Raw genomic sequence first — 19,146 nt, forward strand, 5'->3', positions numbered from 1 at the left:
AAGAAAAAGGTGAATCTCATGCGCCAGATATTTAAATTGCAAACACTTTACTGGGCATTGTTTGCCATCGCCCTGTTTTTGATTTACCACCTGCTGGTAAAAATAGCCGTACTGGATGCTTCCTGGATCGCGCTGCTCCTATTGATTCCGGTGATGATTCTCGGCTACTTTCTGGTCAAACCGGCGAAGAGACGGCAGGTTACTGTTTTTGCCCTTGCGTTTTTACTGCTGGATCGGGCCTTGACCGGCCTGGACGTCAAGTCGCTGTTGCTCACCCTGTTGGGCGGCGCTTTGGCCATCGTGGTCATTTCCCTGATAGCCAAATGGTATGGCCGCCTGCCTTGGAACGCCGTACTCGTTCTGGCGTTATTGCCGATTTTGAGCAATGCGACCTTCAATCGGGACAACCTGTATGTGCTCAACCATTTTTACATCCAATGGGAATCCGACCGGCTTTACTCAGGGGAGTGGGTCGATTACTTCCCGATCACCTTGTATGACGTCAATCACGACGGCAAACAGGAAATTATCACCTACGGAAACGCCGAGGAAGTTCCTCAGCCTGTGGATGAAGACAAAAAGCCGGAGACGGAAGCGGAGCGCAAAGCGTTGGCGGAGAAATTGCTGCCGATTCAATCCGAACCGGTTTCGCTGTATGTTTACACCTATCAGAATGGTCACATGCAGCGCATGCCCAACGATCAATTTACCGCCGACCAGCTGGCTGAGATCAAAGCGCAAATACCCGAAGATTTTCCCGGCTTCCCCTACTATACGCAAACCGATACGGAGCTGAGAGCAAACGTCCAGCGCCAATCCTATGCCGAGGGAATGCTGCAAGTAGGAACTGCTCCTTACCGCGCCTTCCTGCTGGACATGCAGAATTTGCAGGAGATGCTTGCGGCCACCAAAGGGAAAATGGACAGCCAGGATACGTTTAACAAACCGTCCAAATACCGTGATGTCCGCATCAAGAACGGGGTTGTTCAAGGAACTTACGATGGAAAACCGTTTACCGCCACGACGAAGGCAACCAAAATTTTGGATACGATGCACCTGCCAGATGGCCAGGAAGGGCTGCTCGTGATGGGCGAAAATATCAGCGTGCTGGAAGTCGAGCCAGCCGGTTCGGTCAAGGAAGCTTATACGCTGACCCGTCAGCAAATTCCCTTATCCACGGCAAACTTGATCATCGCCGATATCGACCATGATCAAACCGATGAGATTCTTGTCGGTTCCACCCCTTCGTACATCTTGAAACCGACAGCTGACGGCAACTGGCAAATTCTTTGGGCGAGCGCAAAAGGAGACGAGAGCTTCCGTTTCACCAACTATGCTCCTGTCGGCACTGACACGGCCCCGGAAATTGTCGCTCAGGCGAAAAGCTGGGTCAGCGCTTATCCGCTTCGCTATGTCAGCGGCTTTGACTTCACACCGGAAGGCTTGAAGCAGAACTGGAAACTGTATCTTTCTTTGATTAACATTCAGGTCGGAGATATTGACGGGGATGGGCAAAATGAACTCGTCGCCTCGATCTATGACAGTCATAAGCTGCTGATCTTGAAACAACATGATATTCCGGTAATGCCGATCACAATCGCCATCTTCGTCATTCTGATCGGCTACGGAGTGGTGAGGAGGTTCCGCCATGCGTAAATGTTCCAAACGAGGACTGCTCGTTGCAGCCTTGTTGCTCACGTCCCTGCTGACTGGCTGTACGTATGAGTCAGGGGAAAAGCAATTTGCGGCGACCGCTCCCCAGCAGCCGGACGCTCCGCAAACCGAATCAGCCACGGAATGGCTGAAAACGGCAATCGAAAAAGGAAATTCCGATCCCGACGCACAAAAGTTTTGGTACAAAGGTTTTGTCAAAAACTATATTTTGTCCCGGACAACCACCAGCATGTTTGAAGGGGCAGTCATTCGTCCGGACGGGTATAATGTCGACGCCCGCATTGCCAGACAGCCTTATCAATACTATCGAATCAATGACAAGCACTATGTCAAAGTCGATGAAAACTGGATGACGGCTGCCGAGAAACCGTTGCCGTTTGACGTATTGGCCGGTTTCGACGATTTGCTGCCGATTATGCAAAACGCCGTGCAGCTGAAAGACGAACCGATTTACGGGGAACCGAGCATTCCCTTCCAGGTTAAATTCACCGCCGGCGATTGGCTGCAACAAAGCCAGAGTCCATTGTTTGCGGACCTGAAAGAGCAGCTGGCCGGACGCGCCGACATCGATGAGATCCTGAAAAATTCCACGGTCAAGATCACGGTTTGGATCGGCCGCAACGATCATCTGTTGCATCAGTATGAAACATGGATCATTTTGCCGCTGCCAGGCGGAGGGACGATGGATCAGCAAGTGCTGTTCAGTTTTTACAAATATAACGATCCCGGCTTGCAAATCAAACCGCCGGAAGAAGTGGAAAAATATCTCCTATATTAACGCCGATTTCGCATAAAAAAGACCGAGGAATCATCCTTCCTCGGTCTTTCTCATTAGGCTTGCCCGCCCAGCAGTTCGTTCATCAACGCGGCCAACTGTCTCGCCTGCTCTTTGCGCTCATACGGCTTGACCCGCTCCTGATAGTCCTGCCGTTGCTCCTCCTGTTGGTCTTCCTGTTGCGCACGCTTCTGTTTCCACTCTTGATACAGCTGATAAAAAGCCTGCTTCACCGCGTCGAAGTCTTCCGGGTCGGCCACCTGCCCCAGATCGAACGATTGAATAATGCCCGTGGCTTCACCCGCCTTGTTCAGAGCCAAAATCGGTTTGCCAATTCCCATATACTCATAAAGCTTGCCGGGGATATAATGGCCCGCATCGCTGGTAACATCGCCGATCAACAGCAGGGCGTCTGCCCCTTTCATTAAACCCAGCGCTTCGCGATGAGGCAAATTGCCCAAGACCCGTACTATATCCTGCAGACCTAACTGTTCGACACAATCCCTGTTCTCCGAATAGCCGGGATAATCAAAAACGCCGGCAAAGCTGAGCAGCAAGTCGCGGCGATCCACCTTTTGCTCATCGATCAGCTGCTTGATCGCCCGCAGCAGCAAACGGGGATTTCGCTTTTGATATAAAATTCCGGCATAGACAGCGTGAAACTTCTGCGGCGCTTCATGCATCGGGATCAAACCGACGAAGTCTTCCCGATCAAAACCGTTGTAAATCAGCTCCAGCCGCTGAATGGACTCGCCGTACTTTTGTCGGAAATTTTTTGCAAAGCTGGCGGTCACCGTTGTAATCGCATTCGCCTGCCGCATCACCCGTTGTTCCATCTTTTCCTCCAGCTTCTCCCGCCAGGCGATGCCGGAACGATGCATATTCTGCGTCCACGGATCGCGAAAATCGGCAATCCATTGGCAGCCAAACTCCGCGGACAGTTTCTGGGCGATGAGATGATTGGTCACCGGTCCTGAAGTGGAAAAGATCATATCAAATTGCTGCTGTTTCATCAGTTCGCGACCCAGCTTTAAAGCAGCCGGATACCACAGAATCTGATCATCCGGAATCAGCAGGTACGGTTTTATTTTTTTCAACAGCGACCGGAGCTTTGCCTTTGCCTGCGACATCACGCCAGGCGCGGCTGCAGCAACAGTTGTGCCGGCCGATCCACCACCCGCTGAGCGCTTGGGCAACAGGTTCCATTCCGGGGCCCGATGAATTTGCACATCTTGAGGGATCTGTTCCAAAAGCGACGGGTCCAATGTGGCGTGGTAAGCGGGAGCCACCGTCAATACATGCACGTTCCAGCCAAATTGACCCAAATATTTCGCCATTTTTAACGGACGCGGTACCCCTCCGCCGCCAATCGGCGGAAAATAGTAACAGATCAGCAAAACGGTCTTCTTTCTTGTCATTCGTGATTCCATCCTTGTCTGTGTTTCTTACAGATTACGATACCATAAGTCTAGCGTTATTGCGAATCTACCGGCCATCTGCTATAGTGAAAATGGTTTGTTTGGAAAGGTTCGGGTGGATGCAATGAACAGCAAATTACATGTTCTCCACGTCATCGGCGGCGGAGAATTCGGCGGCGCAGAACAGCATATCCTCAATTTGCTTACCGCTTTCCCGCAAGGTGCCGTGGAAGCGACGGTCGTTTGCTTCTATGACTCCCACTTTGCCGCGGAATTGCGGAAGGCTGGCATTGAGGTAGTGACCTTGGAGCAATATGGACGTTTCGACCTCAGGCTGCTGCGTGCGCTGCGACAGGTGTTTCAAAACGTAAAACCGGATATTATTCATACACACGGAGTCAAGGCCAACTTTTTTGCCCGCATTGCCGGACGGGGACTGGCCGCTCCTTTGGTGACCACCGTTCACAGCAACTTGCGCTATGACTATATAAACCCGTTTGCCTATTTGATCGTGACTTTGATGGAACGCAGCACCCGCCACTGGAATCGCCATTTTATTGCCGTCAGCGGTGCGATTGGCGACATCCTGCGCAACGAGGGTGTTTCGCCGGAAAAAATCAGCGTCATCTATAACGGAATGGATTTTACCGCACTGCGTCAGACCGAGCGGCGGCAACTCGATCGCGAGCAGTTGCGTGCGGAATGGAACATCCCGGCAGACGCGTTTTTATTCGGAACCGTCGCCCGTTTTGTTCCGGTCAAAGGCCTCCCGTATCTCGTTGAAGCTTTTGCCAGTCTGGTCAAGAGCCAACCCGACAGTGGCTATCGCTTGGTTATGGTCGGCGATGGCGTGGAACGGCCGTTGCTGGAGCAAAAGGTCAAAGAACTCGGTGTGGAGCAGCTTGTTCATTTCGCCGGATTTCGCCACGACATTCCGGCTTGTTTGCACGCCATTGACACTTTCGTCCATTCGTCGATTTACGAGGGATTGGGCTATACGATCATTGAAGCGATGGCTTCAGAGGTTCCCGTCGTCGCGACAAACGCGGGCGGCGTAAAAGAAATCGTCGCCGACGGCCAAACCGGCCTGTTGGTCAAGCCGCAAGACGCCAGCGCATTGGCGGCCGCGATGCAGCGGCTGGCGGAGAATCCCGCGCTGCGCTCCGCTTTCGCAAAACAAGCCTTGACGCTGGTCGAATCCACGTTCACGATCACCGGGATGGCCCGGCAGACATTAGCCTTGTACGATCGCTTGCTGAAACATGGACCGCTCACTGCCAAACGGGCTGATTCTTGAATCGGTTTCGAACAATAACGCTTCCTTTGCCGGAGGCGTTTTTTTATGTTAGCAACCATTATCCTCCTCGAATCCAACGAATGTTGCAAATTGTGTTAAAATAAACAAGAGTCTATCGGAAAGGATGTTCGAGATGAAACTGTATCTTTCAGCAGACATGGAGGGAATTTCCGGCATTGTCGATCCGACTTACATCAATCCGGGAATGGAAAATTATGAACGCGGCCGCCAATTGATGACCGGCGACCTCAACGCCGTCATTGAAGCGGCACTGGAATGCGGGGCCGAAGAGATTGTCGTCTCCGACAGCCATCATACGATGAATAACATTCTCCTGGAGCAATTGCACCCAAAAGCGCAGCTGCTTTGCGGCACACCGCGTGACTTTTCGATGGTGCAAGGTTTGGACAGCCACTTTGATGCCGCCTTGTTTATTGGCTATCACAGCCGTCAGGGAGCGCCAGGCGTGCTGAGCCACACGATGACCGGCGTGATCCGCAACATGTACATAAACGGCCAGCTGGTTGGCGAATTCGGTTTTAACGCGATCTACGCCGGTTTATGCGGGGTACCGGTTTGCATGGTCTCTGGCGACGATCAGATTGCCGCCGAAGCCAAACAACTGATTCCCCAAATTCAGACTGCGATCGTGAAAAAAGCCGTTTCCCGCACCGCTGCTCTCTGTCTGTCGCTGGAGGACAGCCGCGCCGAATTGCGGCAAAAAACGAAGGAAGCACTGCGCAATCTCAGCGCCTGCGCTCCGCTCCGGACGGAAACACCGATGCAGTTAACGATTGAATTTGCCCATACCGGCGAAGCGGAGATGGCTGCGATCATCCCGGGAAGCACGTACGAGCCGGGCACGACCCGGGCAACTTGTCAGGTCCGCGATCAGTACGAACTGTACCGGACCATGCGGGCGATGATCAATCTCGCCGCTACCGTGCCTTATGTATAAGGACAAAGCAAAACCCCCGGCCGACGTAATGTCAGACGGGGGCTCAGCTTGTCTTGCGGAGAATGCGAAAACCGTTTAGATGCGAACCACTGTTACTTGTGCATCGACGGTGCGCGGAATGCGGTTTTTCGTATCAAACAAGACGGGCTGCGCGGCCATTTGTTTGCTTACAGCCAGCCAGTCCAAATCGGCAAACTCTTTTTGCACCGCTGTCAGCAACAGAGCGTCTGCTCCTTGTACCGCTTGCTCCAGCGAATTTTTCTTATGCGGATAAGCAGTCGGCACTGCCGGGTCATACGAGCTGACCACTGCACCCGCTGCGCTTAATTGTTCAATCAGATCGTGCACCGGGCTGACCCGGTCATCATTGGAAAAGTCTTTCATCGCCAGGCCCAACACAGCGACTCGGCTGCCCGCCAGGCTTTTTCCCGCTTGTGCCAGCGCGTTGGACAGCATCTGAATGATCACGCCGGGAACGGAATCGTTAATCTTGCGGGCCGTTTCCAGCAGATGAAGGTTGAGTCCCAGTTCCTTCGCTTTTGGCTGAAGATAGTGCAGGGCATTGGGCAGACAAAATCCGCCGACGCCCGGACCAGGTGTCAGCAAATTCACGCGTTTGTGCGTATTGGCCACCTTGATTACTTCAAATATATCGATTCCGAATGATTCGGTAAATCGGGCAAACTCCTGAACCATCGCGATATTAACATCGCGTTGGATATTCTCGATCACTTTCGCCGTTTCCACAACCGCAATGCTGGATACCGTAATTTCCGTCTCGCTGATAAAGGAAAGCAGCTCCTTGCCTTTCGCAGCGCTTTGCTCGTTGATCCCCCCGAGCACGAGCGGCATATGGATGAACTCCTCAAACGCTCTGCCTTCAGCGATCCGCTCGGAGCAGTATGTCAAATAAAAATCTTCGCCCGCCTTCAGGCCGCTGTTCTCTTCCAAGATCGGCATAATCACCTCTTCGGTCGTGCCCGGAACAACGGTACTGCGGATCATCACCGTATCCCCTTTTTTCAGCACACGGCCCAATGTCTCGGCGCAGCTTTGCAAAGGGCGCAAATCAGGATCGCCCTGGTGAACCGGCAATCCTACCGTGACGATATAATGATTTACTTGCGCAGCTGCCTCTTCATAGGAAGTCGTGGCGTGAAAACGGCCCGCTGCGATTTGTTCACGCAAAATTTCCGGCAGGGTTTTTCCTTGGTAAGCTTCCAAGTGGTGGGATTGACCCGCATTGATCTCTTCCACAACGCGCGGCACGGCGTCCACCCCTACCACCTTGGCTCCTTTCATGGCATAGGTCAGGGCTAATGGTAATCCTACAAAGCCTAGCCCGATCACGGCTACGTGAACGGATTGCGTCATCATTTATCTCCTCTTTTCGTTCTCTTTTAACAAAGCCCAGCATGAGCTTGGCTGCCCGGCACCTGAAGCGGAACCGCCGTGGCACTGGAGCTTTTCGGCAGAAAAAACGTCATGTACACAATCCCTGATGCCAAAAACAGCAAACAGAGAACGATCAATACCCGGTACAATGTCTGCAAAGTATTTCCCCCTTGTCCAGAGAATGTTGGGCAGGGAGCCACTTTAGTAATTATACTCGCCCGCCAGACAAGCTTCAACGGTCAAGCTTGTTACAACGTCAGGCTGGCACCGATGACATAGGAAAATCCGACCGAAATGACCATGGCGATAAATCCGATCGCCCGATTGTCGTTGGCGATTTGCTGGTCGATATTAAACGTCGGGGTTAAAAACTCGAAAATAAAATAGCTCAATAACAACAGCAGATAGCCGTACGCTCCCCATATCAATGCCTGTCCGATACTGTCATGTTGCTCGATGGAGAAACGAAAGATATTGGTGATTCCGAAAATCTTCCCGCCCGTTGCCATGGCTACTGCCATGTTTCCGTTCTTCAACTCTTGCCACACCCGATACTTGGTGACCAGTTCAAAAATAATCAAAAACAAAATGGTCGCCAAACCGGTTACTGCATAGTAAGCTGCGGTTGCGAAATAAGCGTTGCTAAGCAGTACCGACATCCGAACACACCCGCTTTCTCCCCAAACTTGACTTTTCGCTCTCTATGACCAAACAGCCGCGCCTCACTTCAGTTCAACGATCGTTGCCCCGACGCCGCCTTCCCCTTGTCCGCCCAGACGGAAAGACTTGACATGACGATTGTTGCGCAAGTATTCATGTACCCCTTTGCGCAACGCTCCGGTGCCGTTTCCGTGAATAATCGAGACAGAATGGAACCCCGCCAGCAGCACTTCATCCAGATACTGGTCGATTTCGCGAATGCCGTCCTCGATGTTGTAGCCGCGCAAATCCAGCTCCATTTTCACATCGCGCCGGCTGCGCGTAACAGCGGTGAATTCCGCCTTCGGCTGCGTTTTCGCGGTGTTGAGCACGTTCATGTCTTCGCGTTTCACTTTCATTTTCATAATGCCGATCTGCACGAGATACTCATCATTGCTGATTTTTTCCAGCACGCTGCCTTTTTGTCCAAAGCTGGTAACCAGCACCTCGTCTCCGACTTTGATTTGCGTGGCGCGTACCGCTTTCGCCGGCTTTTTCACCTTTTCCTTATCGAGTTCCAGGACGGCATTTCCGAGCCGCTTCTTCGCTTCAATCAGTTTATGCTCCTTGATTTCCAAGCCTTCTGTCATCATGGCCCGCAGCTCGCGAATTACTTCGTCCGCTTCTTCTTTGGCCAATTGCACCGCAAGACGCGCTTCCTCTTCCGCTTTTTCCAGCAGCCGGTTTTTCTCCTCGGCGAAGCGCTGCCGCTCTTCCTCGAGCTGGCGCCGCAATTCCTCGGCTTCCCTGCGCAAAGCTTCCGCTGTTTCCCGTTCCTGCTCGGCAGACTTTTTATTGCGTTCGAGCGAAGCGATCATCGTCTCCACTTGATTCTCTTCTTCGCTGATCGAGCCTTTCGCCTGTTCAATGATCTGCTCGGAAAGGCCGAGACGCTTGGCAATGGCAAACGCGTTGGAACGACCGGGAACTCCGATCAGCAGCCGGTACGTCGGGCGCAATGTCTCCACATCAAATTCCACGCTGGCATTGATCACTTCCGAGCGGTCATACGCATACGCCTTCAATTCACTGTAATGGGTGGTCGCGACCAACCGAGCGCCGCGCTGGATGACGTGGTCGATAATCGCCATCGCCAAGGCAGCCCCTTCCGTCGGGTCTGTCCCCGCCCCCAACTCATCGAATAAAACGAGACTGTGCTCATCCATCGCCTGGAGAATTTGTATAATGTTGGTCATGTGACTGGAAAAGGTCGACAGGCTTTGTTCAATCGATTGCTCATCCCCGATATCGGCAAAGACAGACGAGAACACGGCAATCTCGCTGCCGTCATCAACCGGCAGATGCAAACCGGACATCGCCATCAAGGCAAACAGCCCGATCGTCTTGATCGAGACGGTTTTCCCGCCGGTGTTGGGACCGGTGATCACGATGGCTTGGTACTCTTTGCCCAATTCCACATCAATCGGCACTACCTTTTCTCGCGGAATCAGCGGATGACGCGCCCGTTTCAGCCGCACGTATCCTCGAGCGTTCAGCTCCGGACTGCTCGCTTTCATACTGTACGCCAACTGCGCCTTGGCAAAGATAAAGTCAAGTTCGGCCAGCGCCTCCACATTTTCCTTCAACTGCTCTACGACTTCCCCCACTTGTTCGGTCAACTGATATAAAATCCGCTCGACTTCCCGCTCTTCCCGCAGACGCAACTCCCGCAGCTTGTTGTTCATCGTAACGATCACTTCCGGTTCAATGAACAAAGTTGCCCCGGAAGCAGACTGATCGTGGACAATCCCGCCAAAAACGTGCCGATACTCCTGTTTCACCGGGATGACGAACCGATCGCCCCGAATGGTCACAATATTTTCCATCAGCATTTTCTGGTACGAGGAGGATCGCGTCATCTGCTCCAGCTTTTCCCGGATTCGTCCTTCCAGCTGGCGCATTTCCTGGCGAACCTGGCGCAATTCGATGCTGGCGCTGTCCAACACTTCGCCATTTTCATCAATGCAGCGTTTGATCTCGAGTTCCAGATCGCGCAGCCCTTCGATCCGCTCCGCCGAAAACTTCAAGAGCGGCAACGCTGCCTCTTCGGCCAGATCGAGCAAAAAGTTTTTCAAACGACGCCCGGCAAAGATCGTGCTGGCCACATCCAGCAGTTCCATCGGGGCCAGCATCGCCCCCAGCCTGGCTCGTTGGACAGAGGAACGGATGTCGCGGATTCCGCCCAGAGGAACGCTGCCTTTCAGACGAAGCACGGTTGCTCCTTCCGTGGTAGCTTGCTGGGCGAGACGGGCTTGATCTATGTTTGTAAATGGAACCAGCTCGCTGGCCTTTTCTTTTCCCAGCACAGACGAAGCCTTGTCCGTAAGCAATTGGATTACTTTGTCGAATTCCAAGGTTTTTAAAACCCTTTGTTCCACTTTGGAGCCTCCTTCACTCTTCATTCCCCCATTATAACATGACGCTATGGCGAAGAATAATTTAACAAAACATCGATTACATAGTTCCAGCCAGGAAAAGACAAAATGATAAAGGCATCGTGTAAAAAGGAGGGAAAAGCATGACGATCATGCGTCATATCATCCGTTTTGTCGTAGCTGCAATTGTTTTGATGATCGTTGGGTTTCTGGTGCCCGGTTTTTCGATCAACAGTTTTTGGACCGCACTGTTGGCGTCGGTCATTATCGCATTGCTTGGCTGGGTAGTGGAAGCGATTTTCGGCGATAAAATCTCTCCGTACAACCGGGGGATTGTCGGCTTTATCGTCAGTGCGGTTGTCCTTTACGTAACCCAGTTTTTCATTGCGGGTTTCCGAGTGACCATTTTGGGAGCGCTGCTTGCCTCTTTGGTCATCGGGATCGTCGACTTGTTTATCCCGATTCGTCCGCAAGTTGGGACAACCAATGGCGACGCGGAACGCCGCTGACCAAGAACCCGGATGGCTGGCCATCGGCTTGCCATCCGGGTTTTTTATCCGGTTTTTACACAAAAAGAGGAGCGCTTGTCGCCCCTCATCATTTTGTCATTATTCGTTTGCCTCTGCGGCATCTTCCTGCAGCAGCCTTAACAATTCCTGATATTCCTGTTGTAGTCGGATATATTCATCGGCAATGTTCACAGCGGTCAGCACGGCAATCTTCGCAGTATCAAGACGATGGTTTCCCTTGGCAATCTCGTTCATCCGATCATCAACATATCCCGCCACCATTCTCATATGGGTAACGCTCGCTTTTCCGCTGAGCCGATATTGATGTCCGTATATTTCTACTGATATTCGGTTCTTTCCATCATCTTGCACGAAGACTTCCTCCTTCTCGCGGATGTCCTGCCATATGACTCCGTTCTTTCTTATCCTTCTTAGGTTACTGAAAATGACAGATTTCGTCAAGAAGTTCCTGAATGTTACAGCCGCAATTCGGCGCCGGTTTGCTTCGACAATGCCTCGATCACGCGCTTCATCAATTCCTGGATCTCTTCATCCTGCAGCGTGCGTTCCGGGTGACGCAAAATCAGCGAATAAGCTACGCTTTTCTTGTCAGCGGCAATTCGCTCGCCGGTATACACATCAAACAAGGTAATGGACTCGAGCAGTTCGCCGGCTGCTTGTTTGATCACGCTCGTTAATGCCGCAGTTTCCAGATTGCGGTTAACCACCAGCGCAAGATCGCGGGTGACTGCCGGGAACTTCGGCAACTGCTGATAGGTCGCAAACGGTGTCGCATAGGCAAACAGTTTGCTTACATCAAACTGGAAGACATACGTTTCCGCAAGATCAAACGCTTTTTCCGTTTGCGGATGCACCTGACCGACATAGCCTAATCGCTCGCCGGCGACAACCACTTCTGCTGTCCGCCCAGGATGCATACCGGCCAGTTGAGCGGCCTGATAGGAAACATTGCTGATTCCGAGGCGCGTCAACAAATTCTCGACGACTCCTTTGGCCAGGAAAAAGTCTACGGCTTGTTTAGCGCCCGTCCAGTTTTGCGGAATCCATTGCCCGGTCAGCGCCCCCGCCAGAAAAATGCGTTCTTCCGGCAATTCCGTCAGCGTCTGCTGCTTGGTCAAGAATACATTGCCCAATTCAAAAAACGCCAGATCATGATTTTGCCGGTTTTTATTATAAGCAACCGTCTCCAGCAAGCTTGGAAGCAAGTTTGTACGAAGAACACTGTGTTCCTCACTTTGCGGCATCAGCAGGGCAACCGGTTGATAGTCTTCTTCCGCCAACCCGGCTGTCGTATTCAATCGGTCAGGGTGCACCAAGGAATAGGAGATCACTTCATTCAGGCCAAGACCGATCAACTGATGGCGAATCGTCCGTCTAAACTGCTGCATGGGAGTCAATCTGCCTTGCGTGGTTTCGCTCTTCGGCAAACTGGTGGGAATCCGGTCATACCCATGGAGACGGGCCACTTCTTCAATCAGATCTTCCGGAAGGGTAATGTCGCTGCGCCGTGTCGGTACTTGAACCGTCCACTTGTCCCCATCGAGGCGGTAAGGGAACTGCAGTTGTTCAAATACTTTGCTCACCTCGGCAACGGTCAGATTCATCCCCAGATGGCTATTGATTTTGCTCAAAGAAATCGTGACATCCAGTGGCTCCGCTTGTTTGACAAAAGCATTGGCAATCCCTTTGGAGACGCGGGCGCCCGTCAACTGCTGAATCAACCCGGCCGCCCGTTCGCCAGCCGGCACGACTCTGGCCTGATCTACACCTTTTTCCCAACGATTCGCGCCTTCCGTTCTCATCCCGAGCATCCGGGCGGAACGGCGAATGGATTGCGGTGTAAAGTAAGCTGATTCCAAAATGATTTCTTGTGTACCCTCTGTAATTTCTGAATTGGCCCCGCCCATAATCCCGGCGATCGCCAACCCTTTCTCGCGATCGGCAATCAGCAGGGTCTGCCCGTCCAATTGACGTTCCTGATCGTCGAGCGTTACGATTGACTCGTTTTCGGCAGCCAAACGCACGATAATCGCTTTGTCCGTTACTTGAGCGGCGTCAAAAGCGTGCAATGGCTGGCCGTATTCCAACATGACATAGTTGGTGACATCGACCACATTATTAATCGGCCGGATTCCCGCTGCCATCAGGCGGTTTTTCAACCACTGCGGAGAGCTGGCGATTTGCACATCGGTCAAATGACGGCCGGCATAACGATAGCAGTGATCTTCAGCCGCGATTGTAACCGATACCGGATTGTCCGAACCGTTTTCCTCCAAGCGGGTCTCCGGAAACTTGACCTCCCGTCCCAAAATAGCGGCCACTTCATAGGCGACACCCAGCATGCTCAAACAATCGGAACGGTTCGGCGTCAAGCCCAATTCCAGCACAAAGTCGTCGAGACCAAGGTAGCCGATCGCGTCTGTTCCTACCGGCGCGTCTTCGGGCAATACCATAATCCCTTCCTGTTGATCTTTGGCCAGCAGTTTGTCGTTAAGCCCCAATTCTTTTGCCGAGCAAATCATCCCTTGCGATTCCACGCCCCGCAATTTGGAGCGTTTGATATGAACGCCGCCGGGCAGTTTGGCCCCGATCAAGGCAACCAGCACTTTTTGTCCCTGGGCCACATTGGGTGCACCGCAAACGATCTGCAAATCCGTCTCTTGTCCGGCATCGACGATACATACGTTGAGCCGATCGGCATCGGGGTGTTTGCTGCGTTCTTTGACATAGCCAACCACCACATTGGAGACCCCGGCATTTCGCGGCTCCACAGCTTCCACTTCAATTCCGCTGCGTGTCAGTTTTTCCGCCAGCTCTTGCGGCGTCACCCCGGACAAATCGACATATTCGGAAAGCCAATTATATGATACTTTCATGATTATTTTCTCCTCCTACGCTCGGTTGAACTGTCGCAAAAAGCGCACATCATTGGTATAGAAATGGCGAATATCCTCAATGCCATATTTCAGCAAGGCGATGCGTTCCACGCCCATGCCAAAGGCAAAGCCGCTGACTTCTTCCGGATTATAGCCGGCCATGCTCAATACGCGCGGATGCACCATTCCTGCGCCCAAAATTTCAATCCACCCCGTTTCCTTGCACATCCGGCAACCGGAACCGCCGCACATCACGCATTGAATATCGACTTCCACGCTCGGTTCGGTGAACGGAAAGAAACTGGGACGAAGGCGAATTTGCTGATTTTCCCCAAACATTTGCCGGACAAATGACAGCAAGGTTCCTTTGAGGTCGCTCATGCTGATCCCTTTATCGACAACCAACCCTTCGATTTGCGTAAATTGATGGGAGTGGGTCGCGTCATCATCATCACGTCGGTAAACTTTCCCAGGGCAAATAATTTTCACCGGCGTTTTGCCTTCCTTCTTCAACATCGTTCTGGCCTGCATCGGCGAAGTGTGCGTCCGCAGCAAAATTTCTTCCGTAATGTAAAAGGAGTCTTGCATATCCCGCGCCGGATGGTCTTTGGGCAGATTCAGCATTTCAAAGTTGAAATAATCCAGTTCCACTTCCGGACCTTCGGCAATATCAAACCCGAGGCCAATGAAAATATCTTCCGCCTGCTCAATCACTCTGTTCAACGGATGCATGCTGCCAGTCGGCATCGGACGGCCCGGCAAGGTTACATCAATCTTTTGCGAAGCGAGTTTGGCATTCAATACCGCTTGTTCCAGGGCAGCTTGGCGGTCGGCAAAAGCCGCTTCCAGCGTCTGGCGAACCTCGTTCACCAGTTGGCCGACGACCGGCCGCTCCTCTGCGGACAAACTGCCCATGCCGCGTAACAGTTCGGTCAGCTCCCCTTTTTTGCCCAGGTACTTGACCCGCAAATCTTGAAGCTGTTGCAAATCGGCTGCTTGCGCAATTTGTTCGAGCGCCGCTTGCTTCATTGTGTTCAATCGATCTTGCACATCCATCTCTCCTTTTCTCTATCGAAACCCATAAATCGCGTTGCGCGGCGATGGGATTCTCACGGTTTCTTGCAACAGGTGGACAAAAAAAATAAACCGCCCCTGGAAAGGGACGATTTTCTCGCGGTACCACCCTAATTAGACCGAAGAAACTCCGGCCTCACTCATCGAATCGGTAACGGGACTACCCGGTATCCCCTACTGCCATACGGATGGGTTGAGGGAACTGCTCCAGAGGGAATTCGGCAAGCATAGCGATAGAGATGCTTTCAGTCTGCGGCATCTCCTCCCTGAAATCCTATTATCCTGCCTACTAGTCTCTTTCCTCGCATTGCGCTATCATGAAGTTGTTAAAAATTATACATGATCCCTGGGGTTCTTGCAAACCTCAATGAATCGATGGACAACGATGCCTTGCACAACTGGAGGAGCACAATCATGCCTAGCAACATGTTATACGAAAAAGAACTGAGTTGCCTGTTTTGCCAATCCGTTTTCATTACCAAAAAGGTGCGGAGCGCGGCACAGCCGGTCGAGACGAGAGATGCCGACTTCTGTACATATTTTAGAGACCAGCGCTACAATCCGATTGTTTATACCGTTTATGTTTGCCCGCATTGCGGCTTTTCCTTCACCGAACAGTTTTCACCTGTATTCACCCCGCAAAGTCGGCTGAAGATCGAGCAGCAAATCGCCTCCCGCTGGGTCCCCAAAACGTTTGCTGACGAGCGGAACTTATCCGAAGCGATGGCCGCCTACAAACTGGCGATTTTTGCCGCTGAACTGAAAGAAGAAACCCACAGCGTCAAAGCAGGCTTGTACCTGCGTTTGGCCTGGCTGAACCGCTTCATCCAAGCCGACCGGGAAGAGGCCCGGTTTCTCCGCGTCGCCGCCGCCGAGTACGAGCAATCCTATCTCCAGTCCGACTTTGGCACGCACGATAAACAGATGACCGAAGTACGATTGCTCTATTTGATTGGCGAGCTCAACCGCAGAATCGGCCGGTATGACCAGGCGATTACCTACTATGGCAAGACGCTCGAACATAAAGAAACTACCATCGAAACCGGCATCTTGCAGATGGCCCGGGAACAATGGCAGTTGACGAGACAGGAGCATTTGGCAGCCCGGCAGGAAAGCGAGCAATAGTCAGTGCTTGCTATTTTCGCTGACGTCTCGCCTCATACACGATGATCCCTGCAGCAACAGCGGCGTTTAGTGATTCTCCCTTTCCGTAAAGCGGAATATGAATCGTACGGTCGGCTGCCGCCAGCATCGCTGCGGAGACGCCTCGGCCTTCATTGCCGATCACGATGCCCACCATGCCGCTGTAATCTGCGTGATCATACGGCGAGCTTTCGCCGTGCAAAGTGGTCACCAGCAACCGTCCGCCTGCCTGCTTCAAGGTGTCTCCGGCCGCTTCCAGAGAAAGCGAAAAGACAGGCAGGCGAAAAATGGCCCCCATCGTTGCCCGCACAACTTTCCCGTTATACAGATCGACGCTGCCGTTGCCCAAAACGACGCCATCGACACCGGCTGCCTCCGCGGTCCGCAAGATCGTGCCGAGATTGCCCGGGTCCTGCAATTCATCCAAAAACAGCAGCAAACAATCCGCTTGGCGGGACGAGAGCCATGTCTGCCAGTCATAATTTTGTTTCCTCACCTCTGCGATGATGCCTTGCGGACTCTTCGTTTCCGAAAGCTTGTTGACCACGCTGCTTGATGCTTCGACGAGTTTGACCGCGGAGTAGCCTCTCCTTTGCAGCGCCCGTTCACAAGCAGCTGGCAGGCCGCGTTCTCCATCATAGATGAGCGTCAGTACCTCCGCCTCGGACAGCAGCGCCTCTTCAACCAGATGGGCGCCTTCGACCAGGTATGTTCCCGTCTCTTCCCTTCCTTTGCGATCCAGCAAGTGATACAGCCGCTTGACCAGCGGATTTTGCGGCGAATTGATCGTTTCCACTATTGGTTTACGCATATTTCTCGAATTCCTTCAGATTTTTGTTGTTCCCGATCACGACCAGGACATCGTTCGCGTGGATCGACTCGTCCGGCTGCGGGGCAATGTTAAATTTTTCGCCGCTCTTGATCGCAATCACGTTGACGCCGTATTTGGCCCGCACGTCAATTTCCCGCAGCGTCTTGCCAACCATTCCGTGCGATACGACCACCTCGGCGACGCTGTAGTCCTCCGCCAATTCGATAAAATCGAGTACACTGGCCGAGATCAGATTGTGCGCAACCCGCTTGCCCATATCCCGCTCCGGAAAGACAACCCGGTCCGCGCCAACTTTGTACAAAACTTGCCCGTGCCGTTCGTTTTGCGCTTTGGCGACAATCTTCTTGACGCCCATCTCCTTGAGGATAAGAACCGTCAGGATACTTGCCTGAATATCAGCGCCGATCGCCACGACAACCACGTCAAAGTTGCGAATCCCGATTTCCCGCAAGGCCCGTTCGTCCGTGGAGTCAGCGGCAACAGCATGTGTCACGTAATTGATATGTTCGTTAATCACTTCTTCATTCTCATCAATTCCCATTACCTCGTAATCCATTTCATACAAGGCGCGGGCCACGCTGGAACCAAATCGTCCCATCCCGATAACAGCAAACTGCTTGGACATATTGTCCCACCCCTTTTCTATAAGCTGGAATTATAGCATACAGGAGGTCCGTAGCAAAACCACCCAGTATGAGTCGTTGTGAAGAAACAAATACTACCGCCATACAACTTGATTAGCCAAGAAAGGAGCCTGATCCATGAATATCAACGCGCTGAATTTGCGGCAAGCGATTATGTACAAAATGCAAGGTTCTGATTCAAAAGCGGTTGAAGAAACGATTGTTGATGCCATCCAGCACGGTCAGGAAAAAACCCTGCCTGGCCTTGGCGTGCTGTTTGAAGTGTTGTGGAACAACAGCAGCCCCGGCGACCGAAACGAAATGGTGGCGACCATCGCCCAGCACATCCCGCAAGTTAAATCACCGATTTAATTTAATCCGTTTCATTCAGGCTGGAGAGGCGTTTCGTCTCTCCTAAAAATTTTGTCCAATTAACCAGTAACCAAACACGGCCACATACATAAGGAAACAGAGCGGTGGGATGATTTGAAACATTCGATGTTTTGTTTTGTGGTGAAACAACAGCATCCCCAGCAATATCCCCGCAGGAGCGCCTGTGGCTGCGAGCAGCAGCAGGCTTCCCTCAGGTATGCGAAACCGGGCTGTTTTCGCTGATTTTTTATCAGTTGCCATCAACCAAAGAGCATATCCATTTACCAAAAGCAGCCCTGTTCCCCACAGGCTCGGCCAGCCCGCTGCCCAGCCAGCCAAAAACAGCACCCAGCTTGCCGCCAACCAGCCGTTGCGAACCCGTCTGTGCTTTTGCAGCTTGGCCTCGATTCGCATGACTTATTCCCCCTCTTTTTCCGTATTGTACGATTTGTTCGTCCGTACCAGTCGACGCACAATCAAGAGGAGCACGATCAAGAGCACAACTGCTCCCAGCGCATAAAAACCGTATCGGCGCGTCAGTTCAACGATCGATTCCATGCTTTTGCCAAAAAAATGGCCAAGGAAGTAAAAGAACGCTGTCCACAACAAGCCGATCGGATAGGCGATCAGCGCGTACCGCCGATAGGTCATTCCCCCCATTGCCACAATATACGGAACCAGATGGCGAACTACCGGGAACAGATAGCTGAAACAGAGTGAATACGTACCGTATCGATGTATTAACGCGGTAGACCGTTGTATGGTCTTTTCCATTTTTTCCTTTTTTGAGAGCCAGTCCAAGATCGGTTTCCCAAACCATTTGCCCAGGAAGTAGCCGATCGACAATCCGGAAGAAACGCCCAGATAGCCAAACAAAAACGCATAGAACGGATCGAGCAGGCCGATCGAACCTAAAAAACCGCCCGTTGCGACCACCAATTCATCCGGAATCGGCAGGCCGACGATGCCCAGCCAGAGCAAGAAGAATATGGCTACATATCCGTAATGCTCGATGATCGACATAAGCATGTTCATGTGCATAAAGTTGTATCCCCTTACCGCTTGCCTGGGCGCAAAACATCGACAACCAACCGTCAGTTGATTA

At 52.3% G+C, this 19,146-nt stretch carries 19 protein-coding genes and 1 other annotated feature; of the genes, 7 read left to right on the forward strand and 12 right to left on the reverse strand.

Going from position 1 to position 19,146, the window contains the following annotated elements:
• The first annotated feature begins 18 nt into the window (after positions 1–18).
• Positions 19–1,656: a hypothetical protein gene (locus tag JOD01_RS08355; RefSeq protein WP_204517795.1), complete on the forward strand. Its 1,638-nt coding sequence runs from the start codon at positions 19–21 to the stop codon at positions 1,654–1,656.
• Positions 1,649–2,452: a hypothetical protein gene (locus tag JOD01_RS08360; protein ID WP_204517796.1), complete on the forward strand. Its 804-nt coding sequence runs from the start codon at positions 1,649–1,651 to the stop codon at positions 2,450–2,452. Before JOD01_RS08355 ends, JOD01_RS08360 begins: the two co-directional genes overlap by 8 nt.
• A 53-nt stretch (positions 2,453–2,505) precedes the next feature.
• On the opposite strand, the gene JOD01_RS08365 is transcribed toward JOD01_RS08360, so the two are convergent.
• The gene (locus JOD01_RS08365; RefSeq protein ID WP_204517797.1) at positions 2,506–3,867 is read right to left on the reverse strand and encodes a glycosyltransferase family 4 protein; all 1,362 of its coding nucleotides are present in this window, start codon (positions 3,865–3,867) and stop codon (positions 2,506–2,508) included.
• Between the two features lie 124 nt (positions 3,868–3,991).
• On the opposite strand from JOD01_RS08365, the gene JOD01_RS08370 reads away from it, so the two are divergent.
• Positions 3,992–5,164 (forward strand): glycosyltransferase, encoded by a 1,173-nt coding sequence (locus JOD01_RS08370; protein ID WP_204517798.1) that lies wholly within the window; start codon positions 3,992–3,994, stop codon positions 5,162–5,164.
• A 133-nt stretch (positions 5,165–5,297) separates the two neighbouring features.
• Positions 5,298–6,122: a M55 family metallopeptidase gene (locus tag JOD01_RS08375; RefSeq protein WP_204517799.1), complete on the forward strand. Its 825-nt coding sequence runs from the start codon at positions 5,298–5,300 to the stop codon at positions 6,120–6,122.
• Between the two features lie 75 nt (positions 6,123–6,197).
• On the opposite strand, the gene JOD01_RS08380 is transcribed toward JOD01_RS08375, so the two are convergent.
• The 4 genes from JOD01_RS08380 to JOD01_RS08395 all read right to left on the reverse strand — a co-directional run bounded on the left by JOD01_RS08380 (position 6,198) and on the right by JOD01_RS08395 (position 10,594).
• On the reverse strand, positions 6,198–7,496 hold the full coding sequence (locus JOD01_RS08380; protein WP_204517864.1) for a nucleotide sugar dehydrogenase: 1,299 nt from the start codon (positions 7,494–7,496) through the stop codon (positions 6,198–6,200).
• 26 nt (positions 7,497–7,522) lie between these two features.
• Positions 7,523–7,675, reverse strand: coding sequence for a hypothetical protein (locus JOD01_RS08385; protein WP_204517800.1), 153 nt, complete (start codon positions 7,673–7,675; stop codon positions 7,523–7,525).
• A gap of 90 nt (positions 7,676–7,765) precedes the next feature.
• Positions 7,766–8,176, reverse strand: coding sequence for a DUF350 domain-containing protein (locus JOD01_RS08390; protein ID WP_204517801.1), 411 nt, complete (start codon positions 8,174–8,176; stop codon positions 7,766–7,768).
• Between the two features lie 63 nt (positions 8,177–8,239).
• Positions 8,240–10,594: an endonuclease MutS2 gene (locus JOD01_RS08395; protein ID WP_204517802.1), complete on the reverse strand. Its 2,355-nt coding sequence runs from the start codon at positions 10,592–10,594 to the stop codon at positions 8,240–8,242.
• Between the two features lie 140 nt (positions 10,595–10,734).
• Between JOD01_RS08395 and JOD01_RS08400 the strand changes: the two genes are divergently transcribed.
• Positions 10,735–11,100, forward strand: a complete 366-nt coding sequence (locus JOD01_RS08400) for a phage holin family protein (RefSeq protein WP_204517803.1) — start codon at positions 10,735–10,737, stop codon at positions 11,098–11,100.
• A 99-nt stretch (positions 11,101–11,199) separates the two neighbouring features.
• Here the strand turns inward: JOD01_RS08400 and zapA are convergent, their stop codons facing one another.
• The 3 genes from zapA to pheS form a co-directional block, all read right to left on the reverse strand.
• A complete protein-coding gene (gene zapA / locus JOD01_RS08405) occupies positions 11,200–11,472 on the reverse strand; it encodes a cell division protein ZapA (protein WP_204517804.1) in 273 nt (90 codons plus the stop codon).
• A gap of 104 nt (positions 11,473–11,576) precedes the next feature.
• Positions 11,577–13,997, reverse strand: a complete 2,421-nt coding sequence (gene pheT / locus JOD01_RS08410) for a phenylalanine--tRNA ligase subunit beta (protein ID WP_204517805.1) — start codon at positions 13,995–13,997, stop codon at positions 11,577–11,579.
• Positions 13,998–14,012: 15 nt separating this feature from the next.
• Complete coding sequence (pheS, locus tag JOD01_RS08415) at positions 14,013–15,047, reverse strand: phenylalanine--tRNA ligase subunit alpha (protein WP_204517806.1); 1,035 nt, start codon at positions 15,045–15,047, stop codon at positions 14,013–14,015.
• A gap of 105 nt (positions 15,048–15,152) precedes the next feature.
• Positions 15,153–15,383 (reverse strand) — a binding site (T-box leader).
• Positions 15,384–15,485: 102 nt separating this feature from the next.
• Between pheS and JOD01_RS08420 the strand changes: the two genes are divergently transcribed.
• On the forward strand, positions 15,486–16,196 hold the full coding sequence (locus JOD01_RS08420; protein ID WP_204517807.1) for a DUF2225 domain-containing protein: 711 nt from the start codon (positions 15,486–15,488) through the stop codon (positions 16,194–16,196).
• A gap of 10 nt (positions 16,197–16,206) precedes the next feature.
• Here JOD01_RS08420 and JOD01_RS08425 read toward each other — a convergent pair whose 3' ends face one another.
• A complete protein-coding gene (locus JOD01_RS08425; RefSeq protein WP_204517808.1) occupies positions 16,207–17,025 on the reverse strand; it encodes a TrmH family RNA methyltransferase in 819 nt (272 codons plus the stop codon).
• Entirely contained in the window at positions 17,018–17,671 is a 654-nt protein-coding gene (locus JOD01_RS08430) for a potassium channel family protein (RefSeq protein WP_204517809.1), read from the reverse strand. Before JOD01_RS08430 ends, JOD01_RS08425 begins: the two co-directional genes overlap by 8 nt.
• 136 nt (positions 17,672–17,807) lie before the next feature.
• Here JOD01_RS08430 and sspI point away from each other — a divergent pair, with 136 nt between their 5' ends.
• Complete coding sequence (sspI, locus tag JOD01_RS08435; RefSeq protein ID WP_204517810.1) at positions 17,808–18,041, forward strand: small acid-soluble spore protein SspI; 234 nt, start codon at positions 17,808–17,810, stop codon at positions 18,039–18,041.
• Between the two features lie 42 nt (positions 18,042–18,083).
• Here sspI and JOD01_RS08440 read toward each other — a convergent pair whose 3' ends face one another.
• Positions 18,084–18,455, reverse strand: a complete 372-nt coding sequence (locus tag JOD01_RS08440) for a DUF1294 domain-containing protein (RefSeq protein ID WP_204517811.1) — start codon at positions 18,453–18,455, stop codon at positions 18,084–18,086.
• Between the two features lie 3 nt (positions 18,456–18,458).
• On the reverse strand, positions 18,459–19,082 hold the full coding sequence (locus tag JOD01_RS08445) for a DedA family protein (protein ID WP_204517812.1): 624 nt from the start codon (positions 19,080–19,082) through the stop codon (positions 18,459–18,461).
• Between the last annotated feature and the right edge of the window lie 64 nt (positions 19,083–19,146).

Source organism: Brevibacillus fulvus (assembly GCF_016908525.1).
Classification (GTDB): domain Bacteria; phylum Bacillota; class Bacilli; order Brevibacillales; family Brevibacillaceae; genus Brevibacillus_G; species Brevibacillus_G fulvus.